This window comes from Campylobacter sp. FU_520 (assembly GCF_025772385.1).
Taxonomy (GTDB): domain Bacteria; phylum Campylobacterota; class Campylobacteria; order Campylobacterales; family Campylobacteraceae; genus Campylobacter_D; species Campylobacter_D lari_C.
This window is the reverse complement of sequence record NZ_JAKMRZ010000014.1, coordinates 1-23,798: the sequence shown is the minus strand read 5'-3', so window position 1 is coordinate 23,798 and position 23,798 is coordinate 1. Positions and strand designations below refer to the sequence as shown.

Below are 23,798 nucleotides of genomic sequence, written 5' to 3'. Positions count from 1 at the left end.
ATTTAAAACTTATTTTGATAATTTAAATTCTGCACGGCGATTTTGAGCATCGCAAGCTTTTGTTCTTTCAGTACATACAGGATTAGTTTCTCCATAGCTTTTTACGCTAATTCTATCTGCGCTAACACCTTGAGCCACTAAAGATTCTTTTACCGCTTTAGCTCTTTTTAAACCTAAAGCTTGATTATACTCATCAGTTCCCCACTCATCGCAGTTTCCTTCAACCACGATTGCAGCATTAGCAGCTTCTTTGTTAAAAATTTCAGCATTGTTTGCAATAACTTTTTGCATATCTTTTCTAACATTAAATTTATCAAAGTCAAAATATACATTTGCTACAGAATTTAAGGATTCAAGATTTTCAAATCTATCAGAACCACCGCTACCTTTTGAACCATCTACACTACTTGAGCTACTTACACTAGTATTTTTTGTAGCACAACCACTTACAATAACAGCAAATGCAGTAATTGAAGCAAAAATGATTTTTTTCATTGCTTTTCCCCTTTTATTTATTTAAAAATCATAATTTAATTATAACAAAAAAAATGCTATTTTGATATTTTACCAATCAATTGATTGAATTTTACCTACTTTTAAACCATAATGAAAGGCTTTATTTGCATTAATTCTAATAACTCCTAATGCACTTTGTGAACCTAAATATTTAATAAACACAACACTTTCTCCATCACTAGAAAATCTTGGAAAAAGATTTTTGCCATTTGCAGTAAGTTGTCTTATATAATCACTTTGAGTAGACATTAAATAAAGATTAAAAACTCCACTTTGATTTACTTCTCTACTAGAATAAACCATATAGTGTTTATAAGTAGAAACCGAAGAATTGTTTTTACCATGAAAAACAACTTGTTCTGTTAAATTTGAATCTAAATTTTGCATAAAAATATTTGGATAACCCAAACGATCAGATACAAATACAATTTTTTTATCACCATCAACAAAATTGCCATTTACATCAATACCCATATAGTTTGTAATTTGTGTCAGATTTTTTGAATCTACATCATACAAATATACATCAGGTTGGTCTTTTGGAGCCATGGTAAGTAAAATTTTTTTACCATCATCACTCACATCAGAAGCAACCATCATACCTTTGCTAGCGATAATTTTTGTTATGTTTTTATTTTTCATGTTATATTTATAAAGAGTTGGAATCTCATCTTCATAAGCAGTAAAATAAAATGCATTTTGCTCTTTATTTGCCCATTTAGGAAACAAATTTAAACCTTTTGAAATCAATACTTTTTGGTAAGTTAAAGTATAATCTGCTAATAAAATATCACTTTGCTTATTACCTTGGGTTCTAGCTATTAAAATTTTATGATCCATCCAATCAACCGGTGCAAAACCTAATTTTCTATTCATTTGAGCGACACTTCTATGTGACAAAAATGGATACTCTTCAATAGATAGAATTTGTTCATAAAATCTTGTTTTAGTTTCATTTGCAGCTAAAATTTCAACATCGATATCTAAAAGTTTGCCATTTTTATTTAATATATAAGAAAAAATATAATCACCTTGTTTTTCATCTTGAGTTATCTCAAAATTTGAACTTACTTTTATATCATTAACAAGCATATTGTAAAAACTTTTTTTAAGATCTAAATCATTCAATTTAGACTGATCTTTAATATAAATTTTTGGCAATTGCATACCTTTATTAACAACAGATATTGTCGCATCTTGTCCAAATAATACTGAACAAAAAAATAAAAATACTAGTATTTTTTTCATTGTTTCTCCGTTTTAAACTCAATTATATCACTAAGTTGCATTTTGATTTTTCTTATTTTACCATTTGGAGGTAAAGTTATGTATTTTCCTTCTAAATTTTGTAAAAATTCTTTTGCTTTTTTATCAAAATTATCACTATGTGCGCTAGTAGCACTTAGTAAATAAAAATAGCCGTTATTATCAATTACAAATTCTACCTCTATACTTAAATTACCGCTAGGATTGTAAATTCTCCATCTATCTTCAAGGTATTTTCTCACAGCGCCTAAAAATTGATCATAAACCCCTACTTTTTGCTCTATAACAGATTGTCCTAATTCTTGATTAATTTGCAAATTTTCATTAAGTTGCTTAGAAAAATCATTAATTTTTTCTCTTTGGGCAAAAGTAGGTTTCTTTGAAGGCATAGAAGATTGCACTTTAGTCGTTTTTTCTTCTTGATAGTCCTCTATTTTACCAAACAACTCATTAAAAACACTTGCTTGTTGTTCTATATTTTGCGTATTGACACTTTTGTTAGTGGTATATTTTTGTAAAAGATTTTCTTCAAATAAGCTTTGCAAATTTTCTTTTTGCAATTCTTGTATCATATTTACTTGATTTTGATTTATACTATCTCCAAATTCTATATTAATAAAACTATTAAGATCGTCAGTATATTCAATAGCTTTTGGTTTATATTCAATTAATTTAAAAAAAACTAAGAAAACAACAAAAAAATAAACTAAAATTGCATAAATAAAGGATTTAAAATTGTGTATAGAATTTTCTTCCATTTTCTACTCAGTTTGCAAAGCAACTTTTTGGAAACCTAAATGTTTCATTGTTCTTAAAACACTCATTACATCATCATATTTTAGATTCTTATCTGCTCTTATGAAAACTGTCTCTTGAGTATTATATTGAACTTTTAAAGCATTCATATTGTCTGCAAAACTTACAAAATTAAATTTATCTTTTCCTATAAAAATTTCTTTCTTTGCGTTAATTGTTACAATTAAACTTTTAATATTTGGCGCACTAGAAGTTTTTTGTGAACCTTGAGGAAGTTGCACTTTTTCCTCATATGTAATACTTGGTGCAGTTACCATCAAAATAGCAAGCAACACAAGCATAATATCAACTAAAGGTGTAATATTTAATTCGGGTTTTTCTTCTAAAAACATAAATTAAGCCTTTATAGAACTTACCAGCACCTTAATTTCGCTATCTAAGATATTAATCAACTCATAAGCCTTGCGTTTGATAATCAAATGAAAGCTATATGCAGGGATTGCCACTAAAATCCCACAACCTGTAGCCACCAAAGCTTCACTAATTTTAGGAGCAATAATGCTTAAAGAATTTTGCATTTCTAAACCACCAAAGGTTTCAAGTATAGAAATCACTGTACCAAAAAGCCCTATAAAAGGAGAGGTTGAAGCTATGATACTAAGCCACGTTAATCCTATTGTGGCTTTTTTTTCTACAGAATTTTTATAAATATTCATTTTGGTTTCATCAATTTCCACACATTTTTTTAAAATTGACGCACTTTGACTTAAATCTTTTTCCCCTCTCATTAAAGCTTCTAAAGCTTGGCTTTCATTTTGAGTCCATTTATTAATAAGCATTAATCTTGAAAATAAAATACTAAAACTAAGTATAAAATACACTGAAAGCCAAGCTAATACAATATAAGTGATTAAGCTTGTATTTTCAAAAAAATGAAAAATTGCTTGAAAATCCACTATTTTTGCCTTACATTATTATCCATCTTAGCAAAAGTAGAAGCCAAAGCAACGCTATCACTACTCATAGATTTAATCAAATCTTTTGCTTCTTCTAATCTTTTTGCTATTTCACTATCGCTATTTCCACCAACCCATACAGCACCTTTTGCTAAAACACTTACTTTAGTTTCAGACACCTTTGCATGACCTGAATCAATAGCAACTAATTCATGAGTTGAATCTGATTTTTCTATATCTATAATTCCTGCCTTTAAAGAAGAGATTAAAGATGCATGTCCTTTTAAAACACCAAATTCACCTTCACTTCCAGGAAGAACAATAGATTTTACATTATCATTGTAAATCATACCAAGAGGTGTTACCACCTCTATATGTATTAAATTATCCATTATTAAGCCTTAAGTTTTTCTGCTTTTTCAATAACTTCATCAATTCCACCTACCATATAGAAAGCATTTTCTGGTAAATGGTCGTATTTTCCTTCTAAAATACCTTTAAAGCCTGCTATCGTATCTTCTAAACTAATGTATTTACCAGGACTTCCTGTAAATACTTCTGCAACGAAGAATGGCTGAGATAGGAATTTTTCAATTTTTCTCGCTCTTTCAACGATCAATTTATCTTCTTCACTTAATTCATCCATACCTAAAATAGCAATAATATCTTGTAAATCTTTATATTTTTGAAGCACTGATTGTACGCCACGCGCTACTTTATAATGCTCTTCACCTATAATTTGCGGATCAAGCATTCTTGAAGTAGAATCAAGTGGATCAACAGCTGGATAAATACCTTTTTCAGCAATCGATCTATTTAAAACCGTAGTTGCATCTAAGTGCGCAAAAACAGTTGCAGGAGCAGGGTCTGTTAAGTCATCTGCTGGTACATAAACTGCTTGAACTGAAGTAATAGAGCCTTTTTTGGTTGATGTAATTCTTTCTTGAAATTTACCCATTTCACTAGCTAGAGTTGGTTGATAACCAACAGCTGAAGGAATTCTTCCTAAAAGTGCTGACATTTCTGAACCTGATTGAGAAAATCTAAAGATATTATCAATAAACATCAATACATCAAGTCCCATTTCATCTCTAAAATACTCAGCCATAGTAAGACCTGTTAAAGCAATACGATTTCTTGCCCCTGGTGGTTCATTCATTTGACCATAACACAGTGCAACTTTATCTAATACGTTACTTTCCTTCATTTCATTATAAAGGTCATTACCCTCACGTGTTCTTTCACCAACACCTGCAAAAACTGAATATCCACTATGTTTAAATGCAACATTGTGAATTAATTCCATAATAATAACGGTTTTACCAACACCGGCACCACCAAAAAGACCAACTTTACCACCTTTAGCATAAGGAGCTAGCAAATCAACCACCTTAATACCTGTTTCAAAAATTTCGCTTTTTGTGCTTTGCTCTTCAAATGGAGGAGGATCTCTGTGAATTGACCAATGTTTATCAAAATTAATCTCTTCGCCCTCATCAATTAAATCACCCGTTACATTAAAAATTCTTCCAAGAACTTTTTCGCCCACTGGAACACTGATTGGGTTACCAGTTGCCTCTACGGTTAAACCTCTAACAAGACCATCGGTCATATCCATAGCAATAGTTCTTACTTTATTATCACCTAAATGTGCAGCTACTTCAAGAACTAGCTTACATTCTTTTCCTTCTAATTCATAATTAACAATAATAGCTTCATTAATTTGTGGAAGATATTCTTTAAATTCAACATCAACCACTGGTCCTAAAACTTGAGAAATAAAACCTTGCATCATCACTCCTAAATTTATTTCATTGACTCAACACCGCTGATAATCTCTATCAATTCGGTGGTAATAGATTCTTGTCTTGCTTTATTATAAGCTAAGTTAAGCTGTTTAACTCTTGCTTTTGCATTATTGGTTGCATTATCCATAGCCTGCATTCTTGCACTATGTTCAGCCGCCAAAGAATCAACCAAAGAAAAATACATATTATATTCAAAATAAGTTTTTAATAAATCATTTAAGATTTCTTCATCTTCTGGCTCTAAGTCCATTAAAGACTGTGATTCTTGTTCTTCTTTACTTGCAATAGCTTGCACTGGCAATAATTCATTAATACGAATTTCTTGAGAAATCATATTTTTATAGCCATTATGTACAATTACAACCTTATCGGTTACTTCATTTATAAAATCATCTACTGCACTTTGTATAATAGCACATGCTTTTTCATAGTCAGGACTAGAGCTTGTATCTAAATATTTTTCTAAAATTTCAATATTTTGAAAATTAAAATACTCTATACCTGTTTTACCAATAGCTCTTAATCTTACTTTGATTTTTTTTGCTTTACAATCTTCAAGCATTTCATTTACTGTTTTAATGGTTTTAATGTTAAAACCACCGCATAAACCTTTATCAGCAGTAATGAAAATAATATCCATTTTCTCAATATTGTCTTTTTTTCTAAAAAACGGAAGTTTATCATCAAGTCCTTCATATTGATTAATCTTGAATGCAATTTCAGATAAAACTTCATCAATTTTTTGAGCAAAAACTTTTGACTTTTTAGCTGCCTCTTCTGCCTTTCTTAATTTGGCAGTAGAGACAAGCTTCATGGCATTAGTTGTCTTTTGTGTATTATGAACACTTTTTATTTTTCTTTTAATTTCTTTTAAATTAGACATTTAAAAACCTTATATGTGGTTTGCTTTAAACTCACTCAATGCTTTAGCTAATTTTTCTTCTAAATCTTTATCTAAAGCCTTTTTGGTTCTAATTTGCTCAAAAATTTCTGGATATTTAGCTTCAATAAATGGATATAAAGCTGCTTCAAATTCTCCAATTTTAGAAACTGCTATATCATCTAAATATCCTTTAGTTCCTGCATAAATCATCACTACTTGATTTTCAGCTGAAAGCGGAGAATATGGTGGTTGTTTTAGAACTTCAACCATCCTTTGTCCGCGTTCAAGTTGCTTTCTACTTGCTTCATCCAAATCACTTGCAAATTGCGCAAAAGCTTGCAACTCTCTATATTGAGCTAAATCAAGTCTTAATGTACCTGAAACTTGTTTTGTTGCTTTAATTTGCGCAGCGCCACCAACACGAGATACAGATAGACCAACATTAATCGCAGGACGAATACCTGAGTTAAATAAATCTGTTTCCAAGAAAATTTGCCCATCAGTAATTGAAATAACGTTAGTTGGAATATAAGCTGAAACATCGCCCGCTTGAGTTTCAATAATAGGTAATGCAGTCAAGCTTCCTGCGCCAAGCTCATCGCTTAACTTACTTGCTCTTTCAAGCAATCTTGAATGTAAATAAAATACATCCCCTGGATAAGCTTCACGACCTGGAGGACGACGTAAGATCAAAGACATCTCACGATACGCAACAGCATGCTTGCTTAAATCATCATAAACAATCAATGCGTGTCTTGAGTTATCTCTAAAATATTCACCCATAGTTACACCTGTATATGGAGCAAGGTATTGCAATGCAGCAGGATCAGAAGCACCTGCATTTACTACTATACTATAATCCATTGCACCGTATTCTTCAAGCTTTTTAACCACTTGAGCAACCGTGCTTTGTTTTTGGCCAATTGCAACATAAATACAAATAACATCTTTACCTTTTTGACTAATGATAGTGTCAATTGCAACAGTTGTTTTACCTGTTTGTCTATCACCGATAATTAGCTCTCTTTGTCCTCTACCAATTGGAACTAAAGCATCAATTGCTTTAATACCTGTGTGTAGTGGTTCATGAACGCTTTTTCTAGCCATAATACCTTTTGCCTTCTCTTCCACAAAGCGATATTCACTTGCTTCAATCACACCTTTAGCATCAATTGGCTCACCCAAAGCATTTACAACACGTCCTATCAACGCATCGCCTACCGGAACTTTTAGAAGTTTTTTTAGTCTTTTTACAGAACTTCCTTCTTTAAGGCCAAGACCTTTTCCTAAGATAACAATACCAACGCTTGATTCTTCAAGGTTAAGCACCATTCCTTTTTCGCCATTTTCAAATTCAACCATCTCTCCGGCCATGGCATTCTTAAGACCATAAACCTTAGCAACACCATCAGCAACTGAAATAATTTTACCTGTTTCTTCTATTTCAAGATTAAAGTCAAATTTTTCAATTCTTTCTTTTATAATAGAACTAATTTCATCTGCTTTAAATTTCATCAAATCTCCTTAAATTGCTTTTAATATATATTCATTCATTTTAGCTTTTAAGCTTTGCATTGAAAATGAAATTTCATAACCAAGACCATCTAAGCTAATCTTCACACTGTCATTATCACTTATTTTACTATCTAATCTAATTTTTGCATTAAACTTAGTACTAAGTTTTTCTTCTAAATTTTTAATTTCTTCTGCACTTAATTGTTCTTTTGAATAAACTTGCCCTAAGAATGTATTTTCTTTTAATGCTTTTTGCTCACTCAATTCTTTAGTGATTTCTGGGATCAACATCTCCCTTTTATTATCTACGATTAAATTTATAAAATTTTTAAAAGCATCACTTGGATTATCTAATAAAGAAAGTATAAATTCTAGTTTTTTTCCTTGTTTTATCTCATAAGAATTTAAAACATCTATAAATTTATTAGATGCAAAAGCTGAACTTAACTCTAATAAATTAGAATAAAAATCTTCAAAATCATTTCTTTCTAATATCGCCTTTGCATAGGTTTTTGCAATCACACTTTCCATCAAGACACCTTTTTCATCATGATATTTAGAATTTCTTTTTGCTGAAGTTGTAAATTTTGATCTTCAAAAATCTCTTCTAAAACCGCTTGCACAACTTCTTTTTCCATTCTTCTTATTTCGTATTCTTTATGTTCTTCATAAGTTTTTTCTAAAGCCTTAATTTCCATTTTTGTTTCAGCTTCTATTTTATCTGTGATAATTTCCGCCTCTTTTTTTGCAAGAGCTACTGCATTGATTGCTTCTTGTTTAGCTAAGTCTAGTTTTTTCATCATTTCTAATTTATGATTTTTGCTCGCAATAAGCTTTTCTTGAATTTCATTCATTCTAGAAGCAATTTTTGCAATTCTACCATTGTAAAAATTTTTCAAAGGGGTTGCAATAAAATAGTACAAAATAGCGGCAAATAAAACAAAATTAACCGCTCTTGGAATGATATCGTATTCACCACTTCCATTACCTGCTGCAAAAGCATAAAAAGGAAGTACCGACAATAACGTAATTTTTTTTAACATTTATCTTCCTTAAATTTTACTCAAGCTATCTTTAAAGCTTTGTTTAAATTCTGGCATTTTTAAACGCATTTCTTCTTTTAACTCTTTTTCTTTTTCTCTTAAACTTTTAAGAAAAACAAGCATTTGATCTTCTAATTCTCTTTTTTTTGTTGATAATTCTTTTTCTTGTTTTAATTTAGCTTCTTCTATTGCTTTTGATTTAATTTGATTGATTTCATCTCTTGTTTGAATATGAATTTTTTCTAATTCACTTTCTACATTTGAAACATCATCAGAATTTTTTTTCATTTTTTCTTCATCATTTTTTATAGTTAAATCCCTAGAATCCATAAATTTAATCAAAGGTTTATAGAGCATAGAATTTAAAATCGCTATCATAAGCAAAAAAATGACACCGGTGGCTATCATGATGGAAAAATGTACATCATTAAACATTAATACTCCTAAATAAATCTAAATAAAACGCGAAATTATAGCAAAACATACCTAAAAACATATTTAATTTAATGTCTTTAGAAATTCCCTAACCTCATCTTCATTTTCAAAATTTATAGTAATTTTTAAATCTTTTGTATTTACTTTCAAGCCTAAAGATTCAATTTTTTCTTTTAAATTTATTATAGATTGATATTGTTTATTTGAAATTGTGTTTTTTTCTAATTGATTTGTATTTTTAAAATTTTTAATTAGTTTTTCAGTATCTCTTACATTAAGTTTTTGTCCTATGATAGTATCAACTATCATTTTTTCTTCTTCTTTTTCAAGCCCCACTAAAACCTTTGCATGACCTTGCGAAATTTTACCCTCTACAATGAAATTTTGCGTTTGCTCATTTAAATTTAAAAGTCTTAAGGTATTAGCAATTTGAGGTCTTGATTTATGGATAAGATCTGCTAATTTTTCTTGAGTAATATCATGAATTTCTAATAATTCTTTGTAAGAATGTGCTAATTCTATAGGATTTAAATTCTCTCTTTGAATATTTTCTATTAAGGCAAGCTCACGTAATTTTATATCATCTACATTTAAAACTACAGCCTTAATCTGTTCTTTTTCTAAAAGCTTACATGCTCTAAATCTTCTCTCACCTGCTATCAAAATAAAATCAAATTCATCTTTTTTAAAAACCACAACAGGCTGAATCAAACCATATTCTTTAATAGAACCTGCAAGTTCTTCTAAAGCTTGGGTATCAAAATTTTTTCTTGGTTGATAAGGGTTTGGGCTAATTAAATCTATATCAATTTCTTCTATTCTGCCTTCATTAGAGCCTAATTCTTTTTCATAAACCTCATCAATATCAGCCAAAATACTGCTTAAACCTCTTCCTAATGCACTTTTTTTTGCCATTTTTTATCCTAATATAGAATGTGCTAAATTTTGATATGCCACCGAACCTGGGGATTTTATATCATAAAGTATAATAGGCTTTCCATAGCTTGGACTTTCAGCAAGTTTTACATTTCTTGGTATAATGATGAAATCATCTTCATTATCACCTGTTCTAAATAGCTTTTGTTTGAAATTTTGCTTTAAATCTTCCACCGTATCTTTTGAAAGATTATTTTGTGAGCTATACATAGTTGGTAAAAAGCCTTTTATTTTTAGTTTTGGATTGATAGTTTTTTTTACAAATTTAATAGTGTTTAAAACCATCGCAACACCCTCAAGTGCATAAAACTCACATTGTATAGGGATAATAACACTATCACTTGCTGCAAAAGCATTTACCGTAATGCTTCCAAGTGCAGGAGGTGAGTCAATGATAATAAAATCATAATCTTTAGCAATTTCTTTGATTTTTTCCCTTAAAATCGTTCTATATTCTCCGCTTTCTTTTACTACTTCTTGTTCAATACCAACCAAAGAAATATTTGATGGAGCTAAGTATAATTGTGGAAGCTCAGTTTTTAAAATAATCTCAGAAAGTTTTTTCCTACCTATAAAAACATGATAAATATTATATTCATAATTACTTCTATTAAAACCAAGTCCTGTTGTAGCATTAGCTTGCGGATCAATATCTATCAAAAGAACCTTTTTTTCAGCTACTGCCAAAGAAGCCGCTAGATTAATAGCGGTAGTAGTTTTACCTACTCCACCTTTTTGATTTGCAATAGTTATTATCTCACTCATCTTAAACTATATATCCTTTTATTATCTAACAATATAGAACCATCTTTATACAATAAAGCATCTTTTAAAGATAAAATCTTACCTTCATTATGTATAAAAAAATTTCTTGATTTTTCAAATTCTAGCATATACTTGCTAAAAATATTCTTCCATAAAATTTTCTCATCTACATAAGAAAAATACTCATTTAAAAGTTTTACTATATCTACTTCTATGTCTAAAATTTCAGCATTAAATGGAGCATATTTAAGATTAATCCCCATTCCTACAACCAAAAAATCATTGATTTTAGAACTCATCAATCCGCCTATTTTTTTATCTTCTATATAAAAATCATTAGGCCATTTAATCCATACTTTTGAATTTTGTCTTTGCAATACTTCTTTCATTAAAAATGCAAAATATATACTAGCAGAAGCTAAAGGAAGATCTTGTGCTAATTCTTGAGTTTTTATACAAAAAGATACATGTAAATTTCCTTGCTTACTTTGCCAAGTATTATCCCTACTACCTATACCGGCACTTTGGATAAAAGCACAAATGGCTGCATTGCTAGTAATCTCTCCACTGCGAATTTTATCACTTAAATAAACTTGAGTTGATTCAAGCTCATCAAAATAAACTATCTTCAAGTTTTAACCTTTTTCCATTTAAATAAGTCTTAGCATCTAAAGCTTTTTTTCCACTTTCTTGTAAAGTTTTAATCCTTAAAATACCTTTTGCACATGAAAGCAAAAAGCTTTCCTTTTCTACTTGTAAAATCACACCTGATTTTTGAGTTTTTTCACTATCAACTAATTCTATATCTAAAAATTTCAAACCATTTTCTAAAAAAATTCCAGGCCAAGGTGTAAAAGCTAAAAATTTTTGATAGATTTCATTTGCATTATCCAAATTGACCAACCCATCTTCTTTTTTAATTTTTTTACAATGTGTAACCAAACTTTCATCTTGCTTTTTTGGGATAATTTTTTCAAAATTCAAAAGCGTAGAAATAGTAAGCTTAGCTGCTAAATTTGAAAGCATGGTAAAAACTTCAGCTGAATTTTTACCTTCTATATCACATTCTATGCTTTCTAAAATAGCACCACTATCAAGCCCTTCTTCCATAAGCATAGTACAAACCCCACTTATTTTATCCCCATTTAAAATAGCGCTTTGTATAGGTGAAGCACCACGATATTTAGGAAGCAAGGAAGCATGCAAATTGACACAAGGAGCAATATCTAAAATTTCTTTTGGTAAAATTTTCCCATAAGCAGCAACAACTATAAAATCAGGTTTTAGATTTTTTATTTCATTGATTATATTTTCATCTTTTAAGCTTTTTGGAGTGAAAATTTCTATATTTAAATTATTTTCTAAAACAAATTTTTTAGTATCACTTGGGGTTAAAATTTGTTTTCTACCCACAGGTTTGTCAGGTTGAGTAAATAAAGCTTGGATATTAAATCCTTTATCGACAAGCTCTTTTAAAATACAAGTTGCATAAGATGGAGTTCCCATAAAAATGATATTTTTCATAATGCCACTATCCTTTTTTGATAAGTTTTTATAGCTTTTTGATATGAAAGCTCAAGATAATCTTTAAAAATTTCAAATTTTTTTCTTGAAGGATTGTTAATACAAATATATCCCATATAAGCATAAATTGGATGAGGCATGATAAGATCAAGCATAGAAAAATCATAATTTAAACTAACAACCTTACCCTTTAAAGCTTTTTTAGGTTTTTGACCAAAAAGATTTTGGTAATCTTGATCACAAAGAGAGCAACTTAGACGAAACACACCCTGTCTATTTAAATTTGAAGCTTTATCATTTATGCCATCATTTTCTTTAATAGTACAAAAATAAACTCCGTTTTTTAAAACCTTATCGGGATTATAAAAAAAGCTATGTTCTTTATAGGTAAATTTATATACCAAACCTTTAAAATTGGACTTGATATATTCTTGGATAAAATCTATAGTTAAATTTTCACTCATCAAAGATTATTTTGACTTCTAATTTTTTTAACTTCTTCTAAAAGCATAAATTTAAGCTCTTTTAAACCTGTTTTTTCAAGGCTTGATACTTTAACAAAAAAGCTTTGTGGATTATTTTGACTTTGCAAATAAGCTTTTAACTCATTATAATCATCTTCCATTTTTTGTGCAAATTCCTCACCTAAATTTACACTATCACTTTTTGAAAGCATTAAGCCAAAATTTCTTGCATAAAGTTTGCTTGAAAATTTTTCTAATTCTTTTCTTAAAATGCAAAATTGTTCTTTTAAACTCATATCTCTTAATGGATCAAGCACAAAAAGTAAAAAAGAAGTTCTTTCTATGTGTCTTAAAAACTCAAGCCCCAAACCCCTACCATCGCTTGCACCTTCTATAATACCTGGGATATCTGCCATTACAAAAGAATTATAATCATCTACTTCAACCATACCAAGTTTTGGAGTTAGTGTAGTAAATTCATAATTAGCTATTTCAGGTCTTGCATTAGATACTACGCTTATAAGAGTGGATTTTCCTACATTTGGAAAGCCTACAAGCCCAACATCTGCTATGAGTTTTAACTCTAAGCGCACACTTAAGGTTTTTCCTGTCACTCCTGGTTGGGCATAATCCGGGCGTTGATTAGTAGAGTTTTTAAAGTGAGTATTACCAAGACCACCTTTACCGCCTTTTAAAAAGAGTTCTTTTTGGCCTTCTACTAGCATATCAAGCAAAACTTCCCCACTTTGTGCATCAATTACTTGGGTGCCTTGAGGAACAATCAACTCTAAACTCTCCCCTCTTTTACCATTTTTATTACGGCCCAAACCTGGTTGGCCATTTTGTGCTTTAAGTTCTTTTTTGCCTTTAAAGTGTGCTAGGGTATGAGTATTATTATCACATATAAAATACACATCGCCACCATTTCCACCATCGCCACCATCAGGTCCACCAAGTGGAACATGTTTTTCACGGCGAAAACTCACAGCGCCTTTGCCACCATTACCTGAACTTAAAACTAATTTTACATTATCTATAAACATACAATCACCAAATTATAAATTTTTAAAATGATATTATATTTTTTTTAATATATTAAGATTAAAAAGAAGAAAAAGGCTACAAAGTAGCCTTAAAAATTATGCAGGATAAACAGAAACTTTTTTTCTATTTTTATCTTTTCTTTCAAATTTTACAAAACCATCAATTAAAGCAAAAATTGTATGATCTTTTCCCATGCCTACGTTATTACCTGCATGAGTTGCTGTTCCTCTTTGGCGAATGATGATGTTGCCAGCACGAACAAATTCTCCACCAAATTTTTTAACACCTAGACGACGACCTATAGAATCACGATTATTCTGAGTTGAACCTTGACCTTTCTTGTGTGCCATTCTTTACTCCTTAAGCTTTAATATCTACTACTCTAACGCGAGTAAATTGTCTTCTAAAACCGCGTTTTAATTTCGAGTCTTTTCTGCGTCTTTTTTTGTAAATCACAACTTTTTTGTCTTTTCCATGAGCAATCACTTCTAAAACAACTTTTGCACCCGCAACAAACGGCGCACCTACCTTTAATTCTTTATCGCATACAGCAAGAACTTCACTTACTTCTACGCTTGATTTTGCTTCAGCTTCAAAACGATCTAGTTTAAGCTCATCACCTTGGCTTACTCTGTATTGTTTTCCACTGTGTTTTATAATAGCATACATACAGCTATCCTTTCTTAAAATATTTTGGTAGCACCATAAAGCATTATGCATAAAACATAAATTTAAAAAGCTTTAGTGGTTAAAAGCGGTAATTATATCTTGATTTTATATAAAGTAAGCTTAAGACGCAAAAAGCGTCTTAAGATTTAAATTAAAGCTCTGGTTTTGGAGTTTTTTCAGTTGCTTTTGGAAGCTGAGGATAAGTAATACTTGGTTTTTTACCTGTTAGAGCATGTAAGAAAGCTTCTATAGAAGATGCTTCTTTGTCAGAAATTTCTATGCCAAGTTGCACACTACCCATTTCTTTGATTGCTTCTTGTAAAGACCAAATAGCACCATTGTGAAAATACGGAGCAGTTTCAGCAATATTTCTTAAGGTTGGAGTTTTAACCAAACCATTTGCATCACCTTTAAAATCTCCTACATTTGCAAATTTATATTTAGCTGCTACTTGGAAAGCCTGCATACTACCACCTAAATTTACTCCTGTATGGCAAGCCGTACAGCCTTTATCGATGAAAGTTTTTAAACCTTCTTTTTCTTTTTTACTTAAAGCTTTTGTATCACCTTCTAAGAATTTATCAAATTTAGAAGGAGTTAAAAGTGTTCTTTCAAATGTAGCAATAGCATCTGCAATATTATCAAAAGTCACTCCACTACTACCATAAACCTTTTTAAATTCTTTTACATATTCTGGCATAGAAGAAATTTTTTCAACAGCTAGTTTTGCTGGAGTTGCCATTTCAGGCTCTGCTTCGATTGGCCCTTTTGCTTGGTCTGCTAAAGTACCTGCTCTACCATCCCAAAATTGAGTTGAATTTAAAACTGAATTATAAACTGTTGGCGAATTTAAATGATGAGGATTAGCTGTCCATTTGTGTCCTACAGCAGCTGCTATACCATCAGCACCACCCATACCTAAATTATGACAGGTATTGCAAGAAATCAAACCACTTTTAGAAAGTCTTGGTTCAAAATACAATTTTTTACCAAGATTAGCTTTTTCTTTAGAGAATTTGCTAGCCTTAACTCCCATTTCTTTTAATAGTTTTTCAACACCTGCTTGATCCTTTGGTAAAGGCGCTAAACCTGCAGCTTTTGCTTCATCTAGTAAAGCTCTATCATTGGCAAAAGCAGTTGATGCAACTAATAATGATGATGCAACTAATAATGAAATTTTTTTCATTATCTACTCCTAAATAAGATAAAATAAAGCCTATTTAAAATAAACTTATTGAAAATATATCTATAATTTTCTTTAAACAAAATAAAAAATTTCTATTTAACAATAAAAATTATTATAGGATAAAATATATCTTAAATATTTATTTCAGGGTTTTTTGCTATCATTTTATAAAGTTTTATAAAATCAGGATAAAAAGTAAATGGAAAATTTAATAATCTATCTTTTAGCTTATCTTATAGGTGCTATACCATTTGGGCTTTTACTAGCTCAAATTTTTGCTAAAACAAATATTAAAAATGCAGGTAGTAAAAGCATAGGGGCTACTAATGTTTTAAGAGTAGTAAAAGAAAGTGATCCTAAACTTGCCAAAACACTTGCTGTTGCAACTATTGTTCTAGATGCGCTTAAAGGGATTATACCTATATTAGTAGCAAAATTTTTAGGCTATGATGAAAATATCTTATGGACTATGGCAGTTTTAGCAGTATTTGGCCACTGTTTTTCTCCTTATTTAAAATTTGAAGGGGGTAAGGGGGTAGCTACTGGAGCTGGAGTTTTAGCAGTATTTTTACCTTTTGAAATTATATCTGCGGTTTTAGCTTGGTTTGTCATAGGAAAGGTATTTAAAATTTCAAGTTTAGCTTCACTTGGAGCCTTGGCTGTTTTAATCATAACTTCTTTTATATTTCATTATGATATGCCTGTGATTAATACCCATGCGCCGATATTTATTATCGCTTTTATAGTTATTTATAAGCATATACCAAATATTTTAAGATTAATCGGAAAACAAGAATGCAAAGTCATATAAAAGTTAGCTTAGAATTTAAATGTATTATAGGACTTTTGGATTTTGAAAGAATTCAAGAGCAAAAAGTCTTAATAGAATTAGAAGCTAAAAGTAAAAAATTTTTAGATTATGCGAAATTATGCACCAGAATAGAAAAAATCTATAAAAAGAAAAAATTTAAAACTATAGAAAAATCTTTAAAATATATATGTAAAGATATTAAAAAGCACCATAAAAAACTTCAGTTTATACATATTACCTGCTATAAGCCTGACATTATTAAAAATGCATGTGTTGGAGCTAGTTTAAGCAAAAAATATTAAAAATTTTTTAAAGAATTTTGAATATTTGCTTAATTTGTGTTATACTTTTGCACTAAAACTATCTTCAAAGGAATAAAATGCGTATTTTAGTTGTAGAAGATGAAGCATCGCTTAACAAAACCTTATCAAACACTTTAAATGAGTTTGGCTACCAAAGTGATACTTCAGAAAATTTTAAAGACGCTGAGTATTTTATAGGTATTAGACACTATGATTTAGTATTATCAAATTGGACCATAGGCAATAACGACGCAAGTGATTTGATCAATGCTATCAAACAAAAATCCCCAAGAACTGCTATAGTTACAATATGCTCAAAAGCAGACAAAGAAAATGAAATTAAAGCTTTAAAAGCTGGAGCAGATGATTATATAAAAAAACCTTTAGATTTTGAAATTTTAATGGCAAGAATTGAAGCTAGACTTAGATTTGGTGGAACTAATGTGATTAAAATTGATGATTTAGTGATTGACCCTGATGAAGAAAAAATCACTTATCAAGGAAAAGATATAGAATTAAAAGGAAAGCCTTTTGAAGTTTTAACTCACCTTGCTAGACATTCTGATCAAATCGTATCAAAAGAACAGCTTTTAGATGCTATTTGGGAAGAACCTGAACTTGTAACTCCAAATGTTATAGAAGTTGCAATCAATCAAATAAGACAAAAAATGGATAAACCACTTAATATCTCTACCATAGAAACTGTACGTCGCAGAGGATATCGCTTTTGTTTTCCTAAAAAAACCAACTAAAAATTTTTAGAATGATTCAATCATTCTAAAAATTGAATCTATTTTTTCTTTCATTTAAATTAGCTATAAGTTTTTATATAGTATAAGTTTGCTTTATTACTCATAAAAGGAAAAGTATGTCACTTTTAATCACTAGAGAATGTATATCCTGTGATGCATGCAGGGAAGAATGTCCAGATGAGGCTATTTATGATAATGATCCAATCTATGTTATAGATCCTGATCTATGCACTGAGTGTGTGAATGAATTTTCAGAACCAGCCTGTATAGTGGCCTGTCCTGTAGATTGTATCATACCTGATCCTGACAATGTAGAAAGCATTGATGAGCTTCGCTTGAAACATAAAAATAAAGATATTTAATGGCTAAAAAAACAGCAGTAATTGACCTTGGTTCTAATTCCGTTCGTATGGTAGTTTTTGAAAGAACCTCAAGATATGGTTTTTTCATTTGTAGCGAACATAAGAAGAAGGTAAGACTTGGAGAAAATGCCTACAATAATAACAAAATCCTCCAAGAAGAAGCCATGCTTAAAGCCGAGAAAGCTTTGGCTTACTTTAAAGAAAAAGCTTTAAAAGAAAAATGCAGAAAAATTATTGCTGTTGGAACTTCTGCATTAAGAGATGCACCGAATGCAAAAGACTTTATTGCTAGAATAGCAAAAAATGTAGGTTTAAATATAAAATGTATTAATGGAAAAACCGAATCATTTTTAGGTGGTCTTGCTGCGCTAAATTTGTTATCAAATATTCAAAATGCCACTACTATAGACATAGGCGGAGGATCAACTGAGCTTTGTTTGATTAAAGAAGGTAAAATTATAGATTGTATTTCACTTGATCTTGGTACAGTAAGATTAAAAGAAATCTTTTATGACACCAAAAGATTTAATGCGCTAGATCAGTTTATACAAGAAGCACTAACGCAAGTACCAAAACGCTTTCAAAATGATAATATTATTGCCATAGGTGGGAGCTTAAGAGCGTTATCAAATTCTATAATGAAAAAAAACTCTTATCCATTAAAAATGATCCATAATTTTAGCTATAGTTTTGAGAAAGAAAAAAACCACATAGAAAAAATTCAAAATGCTAAAAATTTAGTTGATTTTAATATCAAAAAAGATCGTTTTGATACCATAAAAGAAGGTTGTGTAATCTTTTTAGCCTTAGCAAAAAATCTAAAAGCCAAAAATATCATCACCTCAGCAGTAGGCGTAAGAGAGGGTGTGTTTTTATCTAATCTTTTTCAAAAATACGCCAAGGTAAAAAATGACACCACCGATTTTTCAAAATTTAATGCCAAATTTCCACCTAATTTTAATCCAAGCTTAAAATCTTTACAAGATCGTTTTAATATAGACTATAGCGATAAAAGTGCGTATTTTGTAAATAAATTATTTGATACACTTTTACCTATTCATAAAGTTGATATTGGTTTTAAAAAAGATCTTTTAAATGCTGCCAAACTAGCCCACATAGGCGAAAGAATTAATTTTTATTTTGCTAATGAGCATAGTGCTTATATGGCTTTAAATGGATTGCATTTTGGCTTTTCACACAAAGAAATTTTACTTATTTCTACTCTTTTAAAGGCCAATGGTAAAAAAATCAATCCATTTGCCATTGAGCATATCAAAGAACTATTACCAAACAATCATATATTAACTTGGCTTAATTTCATTCTTGCATTAGCAAAAAAATTAGCAAAAGATACTGATATAAATCTTAATTTTATGCTAAAAAATCACACTTTGTATATTTACTCAGATAAAAAGCAAATTTATTTTTCAAAAGAAGAGATTAAAAAGATTTCAAAACCAAAACTTATCATTTTAGCTTTTAATCAAAAAAATTAATTATTTTGTTTTAAAAGTAAATTTTGCAATCTTTGTTTATTTTCTTCAAAATAAGAGTCAAAATCTTTTTCTTTTGGCTTTTGGGGTGTTTTATTTTGCTCTTCATTTTTTACCAAAGCTTCGCTCGTTTCTAATACCACATTAGAATTTCCTATAATCATAGTATAACGTTTTAAACCATACTCAAAAACTACAAGTTGGTTATGTCTGTCAAGCGGTCTTTGAAAAATCAAAGTAAAATTTCTATCTAAAGGATGTTTTTGTCTTAAATACATTTTTAAAAACCAAAGTCCAATAAGCAAAAGTATCAAAACACTTACAACTAAAATATAATTTGTAAAATCATACTCTTGCATTTTTATTTCCTCATTTTTTTCATTTAAGTTTTTTTTGGTAGTTAAATTTGCACCCTCTTTTTGCGCACGCAATCTTAAACCATACTCACCAATTGTATCTGCATTAATTTGTATCTTATCGCCAATACTTAAAGCTATAAAAGTTTTCTTACCCTCTGAAAAGATTTTTATTTTTTTAACAATATTAGAATTTATTATCTTATCTTCTTCTTTAGCACTTTGAGCATTTAAAGTAAAAATGATAATATTATCTTTTCTCTTTTGACTAATACCTTCTTTATAAGGAACATCAAATGAAAAAGTAATATCCACCCTATCTTCTCTTGGATAGATATTATAATCAAGAATTTTTGCCCCAAAAAGAGGCAAGGCAAGTAGTAAAATCCAAATAAATTTCATTGCAATTCTTTTTTAAAATACTGCAACACTGATTTTGAATCTAAAATCTCATTAATTCTTATGGCAAGGTTTTTTTCATACACCATTACCTCGCCCTTACCAAAAATTCTTTTATTTAAGTAAAGCTCCACACTCTCACCTGCTGGCTTTTCAAGATCTATCACAGAACCAACTTCTAGTTTTAAAAGATCTCTCACGCTCATATTAGTTGTGCCAAGCTCACTAACAAAATCAACACTAATATCTAAAATATCTTCATAAGATTGCAATAATCCTAAATGATCTTCTATCATAATTTTTTATAACCTATTCTAAAACGAGCATTTTTCATCTCATAGGTAAATTTTTCTTTGAGCTTGATTTTTGAAAATCCATCAATACGCCCTAAATACTCAGGAACTCCCAAACGGTATTCATCTTTTCCATTGGTATCATTAAGTAATTTTTTAGCATAACCTATGATTTGATTAGCCACTTCTTTTACCAAATCTGCCAATCCATCTTCTTTTAATTCTTCATGTAGTAAAAACAACGCAATTTCATTTAAAGCTTTTTTTTGAAAAAATAAGTAAAAACTATACTCCTCATCTTTAAAATATAAAGGTATAGAAGCTCCATAAAACTCACCTCTGATCACACTTGTTGGTGCAATTTTAAGTTTTAAAATGTGTTCACAAAAATGATAAATCGAATATTCAAGTGTTTTAGTCATAGCTTTTTCCTTAGATAACTTAATTAAATTTATTTTACTAAATAAACCTTTAATCACAATTAATAATTAAAATATAAAATATAGTAAATTTTTATTTAAATTAAAAAAAGGTTTTTAATGTTTATAGAAAATTTCAGTTTAAATGAAAAAGTTTTCATCATTGCCGAGCTTTCAGCAAATCACGCAAACAGCCTTGAAGTAGCTTTAAAAACTATACAAGCAGCTAAAAAAGCAGGAGCTGATGCTATAAAAATTCAAACCTACATCCCAGATAGCTTGACACTAAATTCTAATAAAAAAGATTTTATCATCGAAGGTGGTTTGTGGCATGGACACAAATTATATGAACTATACGAAGAAGCTAAAACGCCTTATGAGTGGCATGAAAAACTTTTTGAATGTGCCAAAAACGAAGGACTAATCTGCTTTTCTAGTCCTTTTTCTAAAGAAGATGTGAATTTTTTAAGACAATTTAATCCACCAGCTTATAAAATCGCTTCTTTTGAGGTAAATGATTATGATTTTGTGCGTTATGTAGCAAAAGAAAATAAACCTACTTTAGTTTCTACAGGTATAGCTTACGAAGAAGAACTTGAAATGGTTGTTAAAATTTTTAAAGAAGAAAACAATTCAAATTTGATTTTACTTAAATGTACTTCAGCTTATCCTTCACAAATTTGTGATTTAAATCTAAATGCCATCAAAACTTTACAAGAAAAATTTAAAACCTTAGTAGGCTTAAGCGATCATAGCGAGGGATTTTTAGCACCTACTTTAGCTGTAGCTCTTGGCGCAAGAGTAATAGAAAAACATTTTATATTAGATAAAACTTTAAATAGTGCTGATGCTAAATTTAGTCTTAACTATGAAGAGTTTAAACAAATGTGTTCCATGGTGCGTTTAAGTGAGCAAGCGCTAGGCAAATCTAGCTTAACAATAGATGAAAAAACTTTAAAAAATCGCCATTTTGCAAGAAGCTTATATGCTAGTAAAGACATCAAAAAAGGAGAAATTTTTACACTAGAAAATGTAAAAAGTGTAAGACCAAACCTTGGATTACATCCTAAATTTTTGCCTATCATACTTGGCAAAAAAGCAAGTTGTGATATAGAATTTGGACAAGCGTTAAAAGAAGATTATTTTCAATAAATCAAGCGCAGTTTATAGCCCATATGAATTAAAAATACGCGATTTTAATGTTTTTATTAAAAAAATCATACTTTTGCTATAATAAAACAAAAATTTGGATTTTATAATGAACAAAGAATTATTTTTAAAAAATACTCAAGCTCTTTTTGAAGTTGATCAAATATTAGCTTACGAATTAAGAAAGATAACTAATACTCAAAGATTTCAGCTTATAGAAAACAAAATTTTTGATACACAAAATCAAGTTTTTTTAGATGATAATCATTCTTTTGATTATGAAAAATTTGAATTATATCCAGTGTTGTTTTTTTATGGTTTTGGCGATGGAAAATTTTTTATAGAGCTTTTAAAAAATCAACACTTAAAACATATCATAGTTTTTGAAGAAGAATTAGAAATTTTATACTTAGCTTTTCATATGATTGATTTTACTACACTTCTTAGAAAAGAAAAACTTATTTTATTTTTTACACCAAATGTCAACACCGCTCAACTTAAAGTTTTATTTGATTATCCGCAAATCAAATATACATTAAAAATTTTCAATTTTCATTTTTATAATGATTTTTATATTAATTTTTACATGCCAAATGCACAAAATGTGATGCAAATTTTATTAAATTTAGTTAAGACTTTAATGCTTACTCGTGGCAATGACCCAAAAGATGCCTTAATAGGAATAAAACATAATGTTATAAACTTAGAAAAAATAATCACTCATGTGCCTTTTAAGAATCTAATAAAAGACAGAAAGGCAAAAGCAAAAAATGCCATTATAGTTTCAACAGGCCCTTCCTTGATGAAACAACTTCCACTTTTAAAAAAATACCAAGAAAACGCTGTAATTTTTAGTGCTGACAGTTCTTATGTTATCTTAGCTAAAGAAGGAATCAAGCCTGATTATGTTTTTTCTCTAGAAAGAGAAGATATGACTAGTGAATTTTTTAATAACGATTTTGGTGATTTTGATAAAAATATTTTATTTATCATTGCTTCTTTAACTCATCCTAAAACCATAGAATATTTAGAAAAAAACAATAGAAATTATATGCTTGTTTTAAGGCCTTTGTTTTTTGAAAGCAAACTTGGCTTAAATGAATATGGTTTTTTGGGAAATGGTATGAGTGTGGCTAATATGGCTTATGAGTTAGCTGGTGCTTTAAGATTTGAAAATATTATTTTAATAGGACAAGACTTAGCTTATAGTGATGATGGTAAATCACATCCGAAAGAACATTTATATGGCGATCAGGGAGATGAAGAGATTGTTTATAAAACAATCTGCGCTTATGGAGGCAATGGAGAGGTAAAAACCCAACTTACATGGTATTTGTTTTTAAAAAGTTTTGAAAAAGACATAGCTCTAGCTAGAGATATATTAAAAATCAAAACCTACAATGCCACAGAAGGTGGAGCGAGGATAGAAGGAACCATTGAAAAGCCTTTTAAAGAAATTTGTGAAGAGTTTTTAAAAGAAAAAATTGAAAAAAATATCATTCTAACAAAAGCAAAAAATCCACAAAAAAAATTAAAACAATGTAAAGAAAAACTCAACAAACAAATAAAACAAAGTGAAATTTTTATCAATGAATGTAAAAAAGCTATCAAAGAAAAAAATTTAGAAAAATTAGAAAAATTAAGATTAAAACTGTCAAAAAGTGATTTTTTTTCAGATATTTTACAAGCTAGATTT

At 29.5% G+C, this 23,798-nt stretch carries 31 protein-coding genes; 7 read left to right on the top strand and 24 right to left on the bottom strand.

All coding sequences use genetic code 11. The features are described from left to right. Nucleotides 1–9: 9 nt before the first annotated feature. The 21 genes from pal to L8W55_RS06150 form a co-directional block, all read right to left on the bottom strand. Complete coding sequence (gene pal, locus L8W55_RS06250) at nt 10–495, bottom strand: peptidoglycan-associated lipoprotein Pal (protein WP_214135612.1); 486 nt, start codon at nt 493–495, stop codon at nt 10–12. A gap of 69 nt (nt 496–564) precedes the next feature. Continuing rightward, nucleotides 565–1,764: a Tol-Pal system protein TolB gene (gene tolB / locus L8W55_RS06245; protein WP_263677863.1), complete on the bottom strand. Its 1,200-nt coding sequence runs from the start codon at nt 1,762–1,764 to the stop codon at nt 565–567. Next, a complete protein-coding gene (locus L8W55_RS06240; RefSeq protein WP_263677862.1) occupies nt 1,761–2,540 on the bottom strand; it encodes a TonB C-terminal domain-containing protein in 780 nt (259 codons plus the stop codon). The genes tolB and L8W55_RS06240 overlap by 4 nt, the downstream gene beginning before the upstream one ends. Nucleotides 2,541–2,543: 3 nt before the next feature. Continuing rightward, nucleotides 2,544–2,930 carry an ExbD/TolR family protein gene (locus tag L8W55_RS06235; RefSeq protein WP_263674844.1) on the bottom strand — a complete coding sequence of 129 codons (387 nt, stop codon included), beginning with the start codon at nt 2,928–2,930 and terminating at the stop codon, nt 2,544–2,546. A gap of 3 nt (nt 2,931–2,933) precedes the next feature. Next, nucleotides 2,934–3,494 carry a MotA/TolQ/ExbB proton channel family protein gene (locus L8W55_RS06230; protein ID WP_039617360.1) on the bottom strand — a complete coding sequence of 187 codons (561 nt, stop codon included), beginning with the start codon at nt 3,492–3,494 and terminating at the stop codon, nt 2,934–2,936. Continuing rightward, entirely contained in the window at nt 3,494–3,886 is a 393-nt protein-coding gene (atpC, locus tag L8W55_RS06225; RefSeq protein ID WP_039625212.1) for an ATP synthase F1 subunit epsilon, read from the bottom strand. Before atpC ends, L8W55_RS06230 begins: the two co-directional genes overlap by 1 nt. 2 nt (nt 3,887–3,888) lie before the next feature. Next, nucleotides 3,889–5,286: a F0F1 ATP synthase subunit beta gene (atpD, locus tag L8W55_RS06220; protein ID WP_263677861.1), complete on the bottom strand. Its 1,398-nt coding sequence runs from the start codon at nt 5,284–5,286 to the stop codon at nt 3,889–3,891. A 14-nt stretch (nt 5,287–5,300) separates the two neighbouring features. Next, nucleotides 5,301–6,185 carry an ATP synthase F1 subunit gamma gene (gene atpG, locus L8W55_RS06215; protein ID WP_263677860.1) on the bottom strand — a complete coding sequence of 295 codons (885 nt, stop codon included), beginning with the start codon at nt 6,183–6,185 and terminating at the stop codon, nt 5,301–5,303. Nucleotides 6,186–6,194: 9 nt separating this feature from the next. Continuing rightward, a complete protein-coding gene (gene atpA / locus L8W55_RS06210) occupies nt 6,195–7,700 on the bottom strand; it encodes a F0F1 ATP synthase subunit alpha (protein WP_039617356.1) in 1,506 nt (501 codons plus the stop codon). A gap of 9 nt (nt 7,701–7,709) precedes the next feature. After that, on the bottom strand, nt 7,710–8,231 hold the full coding sequence (locus L8W55_RS06205) for a F0F1 ATP synthase subunit delta (RefSeq protein ID WP_257904678.1): 522 nt from the start codon (nt 8,229–8,231) through the stop codon (nt 7,710–7,712). Continuing rightward, on the bottom strand, nt 8,231–8,743 hold the full coding sequence (locus L8W55_RS06200) for a F0F1 ATP synthase subunit B (RefSeq protein ID WP_263677858.1): 513 nt from the start codon (nt 8,741–8,743) through the stop codon (nt 8,231–8,233). Before L8W55_RS06200 ends, L8W55_RS06205 begins: the two co-directional genes overlap by 1 nt. Before the next feature lie 9 nt (nt 8,744–8,752). Continuing rightward, nucleotides 8,753–9,178 (bottom strand): FoF1 ATP synthase subunit B', encoded by a 426-nt coding sequence (locus L8W55_RS06195; protein WP_263674840.1) that lies wholly within the window; start codon nt 9,176–9,178, stop codon nt 8,753–8,755. Nucleotides 9,179–9,241: 63 nt separating this feature from the next. Beyond that, entirely contained in the window at nt 9,242–10,093 is an 852-nt protein-coding gene (locus L8W55_RS06190; protein ID WP_263677856.1) for a ParB/RepB/Spo0J family partition protein, read from the bottom strand. Nucleotides 10,094–10,096: 3 nt separating this feature from the next. Continuing rightward, on the bottom strand, nt 10,097–10,879 hold the full coding sequence (locus tag L8W55_RS06185) for a ParA family protein (protein WP_012660935.1): 783 nt from the start codon (nt 10,877–10,879) through the stop codon (nt 10,097–10,099). Further along, complete coding sequence (locus L8W55_RS06180) at nt 10,876–11,511, bottom strand: biotin--[acetyl-CoA-carboxylase] ligase (protein ID WP_263677855.1); 636 nt, start codon at nt 11,509–11,511, stop codon at nt 10,876–10,878. Before L8W55_RS06180 ends, L8W55_RS06185 begins: the two co-directional genes overlap by 4 nt. Then, nucleotides 11,492–12,403, bottom strand: a complete 912-nt coding sequence (gene fmt, locus L8W55_RS06175; RefSeq protein ID WP_263677854.1) for a methionyl-tRNA formyltransferase — start codon at nt 12,401–12,403, stop codon at nt 11,492–11,494. Before fmt ends, L8W55_RS06180 begins: the two co-directional genes overlap by 20 nt. After that, the gene (locus tag L8W55_RS06170) at nt 12,400–12,867 is read right to left on the bottom strand and encodes a DUF6194 family protein (protein WP_263677853.1); all 468 of its coding nucleotides are present in this window, start codon (nt 12,865–12,867) and stop codon (nt 12,400–12,402) included. Before L8W55_RS06170 ends, fmt begins: the two co-directional genes overlap by 4 nt. Further along, nucleotides 12,867–13,910: a GTPase ObgE gene (gene obgE, locus L8W55_RS06165; RefSeq protein ID WP_263677852.1), complete on the bottom strand. Its 1,044-nt coding sequence runs from the start codon at nt 13,908–13,910 to the stop codon at nt 12,867–12,869. Before obgE ends, L8W55_RS06170 begins: the two co-directional genes overlap by 1 nt. 96 nt (nt 13,911–14,006) lie before the next feature. Next, the gene (gene rpmA / locus L8W55_RS06160) at nt 14,007–14,261 is read right to left on the bottom strand and encodes a 50S ribosomal protein L27 (protein ID WP_002862355.1); all 255 of its coding nucleotides are present in this window, start codon (nt 14,259–14,261) and stop codon (nt 14,007–14,009) included. A 10-nt stretch (nt 14,262–14,271) separates the two neighbouring features. Further along, nucleotides 14,272–14,580: a 50S ribosomal protein L21 gene (rplU, locus tag L8W55_RS06155; protein WP_039617324.1), complete on the bottom strand. Its 309-nt coding sequence runs from the start codon at nt 14,578–14,580 to the stop codon at nt 14,272–14,274. A gap of 151 nt (nt 14,581–14,731) precedes the next feature. Next, entirely contained in the window at nt 14,732–15,766 is a 1,035-nt protein-coding gene (locus tag L8W55_RS06150; protein ID WP_263677850.1) for a cytochrome-c peroxidase, read from the bottom strand. A 199-nt stretch (nt 15,767–15,965) separates the two neighbouring features. Here L8W55_RS06150 and plsY point away from each other — a divergent pair, with 199 nt between their 5' ends. From plsY to L8W55_RS06125, 5 genes are all read left to right on the top strand, one after another. Further along, nucleotides 15,966–16,577, top strand: coding sequence for a glycerol-3-phosphate 1-O-acyltransferase PlsY (gene plsY, locus L8W55_RS06145; RefSeq protein WP_263677848.1), 612 nt, complete (start codon nt 15,966–15,968; stop codon nt 16,575–16,577). After that, nucleotides 16,562–16,879, top strand: a complete 318-nt coding sequence (locus tag L8W55_RS06140) for a dihydroneopterin aldolase (RefSeq protein ID WP_263677847.1) — start codon at nt 16,562–16,564, stop codon at nt 16,877–16,879. The genes plsY and L8W55_RS06140 overlap by 16 nt, the downstream gene beginning before the upstream one ends. A gap of 77 nt (nt 16,880–16,956) precedes the next feature. Next, nucleotides 16,957–17,631, top strand: coding sequence for a homeostatic response regulator transcription factor HsrA (gene hsrA, locus L8W55_RS06135; RefSeq protein WP_039617309.1), 675 nt, complete (start codon nt 16,957–16,959; stop codon nt 17,629–17,631). Between the two features lie 116 nt (nt 17,632–17,747). Next, nucleotides 17,748–17,993 carry a YfhL family 4Fe-4S dicluster ferredoxin gene (locus tag L8W55_RS06130; protein ID WP_012660922.1) on the top strand — a complete coding sequence of 82 codons (246 nt, stop codon included), beginning with the start codon at nt 17,748–17,750 and terminating at the stop codon, nt 17,991–17,993. Then, nucleotides 17,993–19,489 (top strand): Ppx/GppA phosphatase family protein, encoded by a 1,497-nt coding sequence (locus tag L8W55_RS06125; protein ID WP_263677846.1) that lies wholly within the window; start codon nt 17,993–17,995, stop codon nt 19,487–19,489. The genes L8W55_RS06130 and L8W55_RS06125 overlap by 1 nt, the downstream gene beginning before the upstream one ends. On the opposite strand, the gene L8W55_RS06120 is transcribed toward L8W55_RS06125, so the two are convergent. Genes L8W55_RS06120 through L8W55_RS06110 form a run of 3 tightly spaced genes read right to left on the bottom strand, consistent with a single transcriptional unit; the run spans nt 19,486 to nt 20,956 of the window. Continuing rightward, on the bottom strand, nt 19,486–20,244 hold the full coding sequence (locus L8W55_RS06120) for a hypothetical protein (protein ID WP_263677844.1): 759 nt from the start codon (nt 20,242–20,244) through the stop codon (nt 19,486–19,488). The two genes, L8W55_RS06125 and L8W55_RS06120, sit on opposite strands and share 4 nt — an antisense overlap. Continuing rightward, nucleotides 20,241–20,537 (bottom strand): flagellar motor switch protein FliN, encoded by a 297-nt coding sequence (gene fliN, locus L8W55_RS06115; RefSeq protein ID WP_039617302.1) that lies wholly within the window; start codon nt 20,535–20,537, stop codon nt 20,241–20,243. Before fliN ends, L8W55_RS06120 begins: the two co-directional genes overlap by 4 nt. Continuing rightward, nucleotides 20,534–20,956 carry a hypothetical protein gene (locus L8W55_RS06110; protein WP_263677843.1) on the bottom strand — a complete coding sequence of 141 codons (423 nt, stop codon included), beginning with the start codon at nt 20,954–20,956 and terminating at the stop codon, nt 20,534–20,536. The genes fliN and L8W55_RS06110 overlap by 4 nt, the downstream gene beginning before the upstream one ends. 117 nt (nt 20,957–21,073) lie before the next feature. Between L8W55_RS06110 and pseI the strand changes: the two genes are divergently transcribed. Both pseI and L8W55_RS06100 read left to right on the top strand, forming a co-directional pair. Further along, entirely contained in the window at nt 21,074–22,105 is a 1,032-nt protein-coding gene (gene pseI / locus L8W55_RS06105) for a pseudaminic acid synthase (protein ID WP_263677842.1), read from the top strand. A gap of 106 nt (nt 22,106–22,211) precedes the next feature. Then, nucleotides 22,212–23,798, top strand: a 1,587-nt coding sequence (locus tag L8W55_RS06100; protein ID WP_263677841.1) for a motility associated factor glycosyltransferase family protein, incomplete at its 3' end; no start/stop codon positions are given.

Excerpts from the sequence above, each read along its gene's own strand:
- L8W55_RS06190 (WP_263677856.1), bottom strand. The coding sequence starts at position 10,093 with ATGGCAAAAAAAAGTGCATTAGGAAGAGGTTTAAGCAGTATTTTGGCT.
- L8W55_RS06200 (WP_263677858.1), bottom strand. The coding sequence starts at position 8,743 with ATGTTAAAAAAAATTACGTTATTGTCGGTACTTCCTTTTTATGCTTTT.
- plsY (WP_263677848.1), top strand. The coding sequence starts at position 15,966 with ATGGAAAATTTAATAATCTATCTTTTAGCTTATCTTATAGGTGCTATA.
- L8W55_RS06185 (WP_012660935.1), bottom strand. The coding sequence starts at position 10,879 with ATGAGTGAGATAATAACTATTGCAAATCAAAAAGGTGGAGTAGGTAAA.
- L8W55_RS06240 (WP_263677862.1), bottom strand. The coding sequence starts at position 2,540 with ATGGAAGAAAATTCTATACACAATTTTAAATCCTTTATTTATGCAATT.
- fmt (WP_263677854.1), bottom strand. The coding sequence starts at position 12,403 with ATGAAAAATATCATTTTTATGGGAACTCCATCTTATGCAACTTGTATT.
- tolB (WP_263677863.1), bottom strand. The coding sequence starts at position 1,764 with ATGAAAAAAATACTAGTATTTTTATTTTTTTGTTCAGTATTATTTGGA.
- L8W55_RS06195 (WP_263674840.1), bottom strand. The coding sequence starts at position 9,178 with ATGTTTAATGATGTACATTTTTCCATCATGATAGCCACCGGTGTCATT.
- pal (WP_214135612.1), bottom strand. The coding sequence starts at position 495 with ATGAAAAAAATCATTTTTGCTTCAATTACTGCATTTGCTGTTATTGTA.
- L8W55_RS06125 (WP_263677846.1), top strand. The coding sequence starts at position 17,993 with ATGGCTAAAAAAACAGCAGTAATTGACCTTGGTTCTAATTCCGTTCGT.
- L8W55_RS06205 (WP_257904678.1), bottom strand. The coding sequence starts at position 8,231 with ATGGAAAGTGTGATTGCAAAAACCTATGCAAAGGCGATATTAGAAAGA.
- L8W55_RS06235 (WP_263674844.1), bottom strand. The coding sequence starts at position 2,930 with ATGTTTTTAGAAGAAAAACCCGAATTAAATATTACACCTTTAGTTGAT.
- rpmA (WP_002862355.1), bottom strand. The coding sequence starts at position 14,261 with ATGGCACACAAGAAAGGTCAAGGTTCAACTCAGAATAATCGTGATTCT.
- atpC (WP_039625212.1), bottom strand. The coding sequence starts at position 3,886 with ATGGATAATTTAATACATATAGAGGTGGTAACACCTCTTGGTATGATT.
- obgE (WP_263677852.1), bottom strand. The coding sequence starts at position 13,910 with ATGTTTATAGATAATGTAAAATTAGTTTTAAGTTCAGGTAATGGTGGC.
- pseI (WP_263677842.1), top strand. The coding sequence starts at position 21,074 with ATGTTTATAGAAAATTTCAGTTTAAATGAAAAAGTTTTCATCATTGCC.
- atpA (WP_039617356.1), bottom strand. The coding sequence starts at position 7,700 with ATGAAATTTAAAGCAGATGAAATTAGTTCTATTATAAAAGAAAGAATT.
- L8W55_RS06170 (WP_263677853.1), bottom strand. The coding sequence starts at position 12,867 with ATGAGTGAAAATTTAACTATAGATTTTATCCAAGAATATATCAAGTCC.
- L8W55_RS06120 (WP_263677844.1), bottom strand. The coding sequence starts at position 20,244 with ATGAAATTTATTTGGATTTTACTACTTGCCTTGCCTCTTTTTGGGGCA.
- L8W55_RS06130 (WP_012660922.1), top strand. The coding sequence starts at position 17,748 with ATGTCACTTTTAATCACTAGAGAATGTATATCCTGTGATGCATGCAGG.
- atpD (WP_263677861.1), bottom strand. The coding sequence starts at position 5,286 with ATGCAAGGTTTTATTTCTCAAGTTTTAGGACCAGTGGTTGATGTTGAA.
- fliN (WP_039617302.1), bottom strand. The coding sequence starts at position 20,537 with ATGATAGAAGATCATTTAGGATTATTGCAATCTTATGAAGATATTTTA.
- atpG (WP_263677860.1), bottom strand. The coding sequence starts at position 6,185 with ATGTCTAATTTAAAAGAAATTAAAAGAAAAATAAAAAGTGTTCATAAT.
- L8W55_RS06150 (WP_263677850.1), bottom strand. The coding sequence starts at position 15,766 with ATGAAAAAAATTTCATTATTAGTTGCATCATCATTATTAGTTGCATCA.
- L8W55_RS06140 (WP_263677847.1), top strand. The coding sequence starts at position 16,562 with ATGCAAAGTCATATAAAAGTTAGCTTAGAATTTAAATGTATTATAGGA.
- rplU (WP_039617324.1), bottom strand. The coding sequence starts at position 14,580 with ATGTATGCTATTATAAAACACAGTGGAAAACAATACAGAGTAAGCCAA.
- hsrA (WP_039617309.1), top strand. The coding sequence starts at position 16,957 with ATGCGTATTTTAGTTGTAGAAGATGAAGCATCGCTTAACAAAACCTTA.
- L8W55_RS06110 (WP_263677843.1), bottom strand. The coding sequence starts at position 20,956 with ATGACTAAAACACTTGAATATTCGATTTATCATTTTTGTGAACACATT.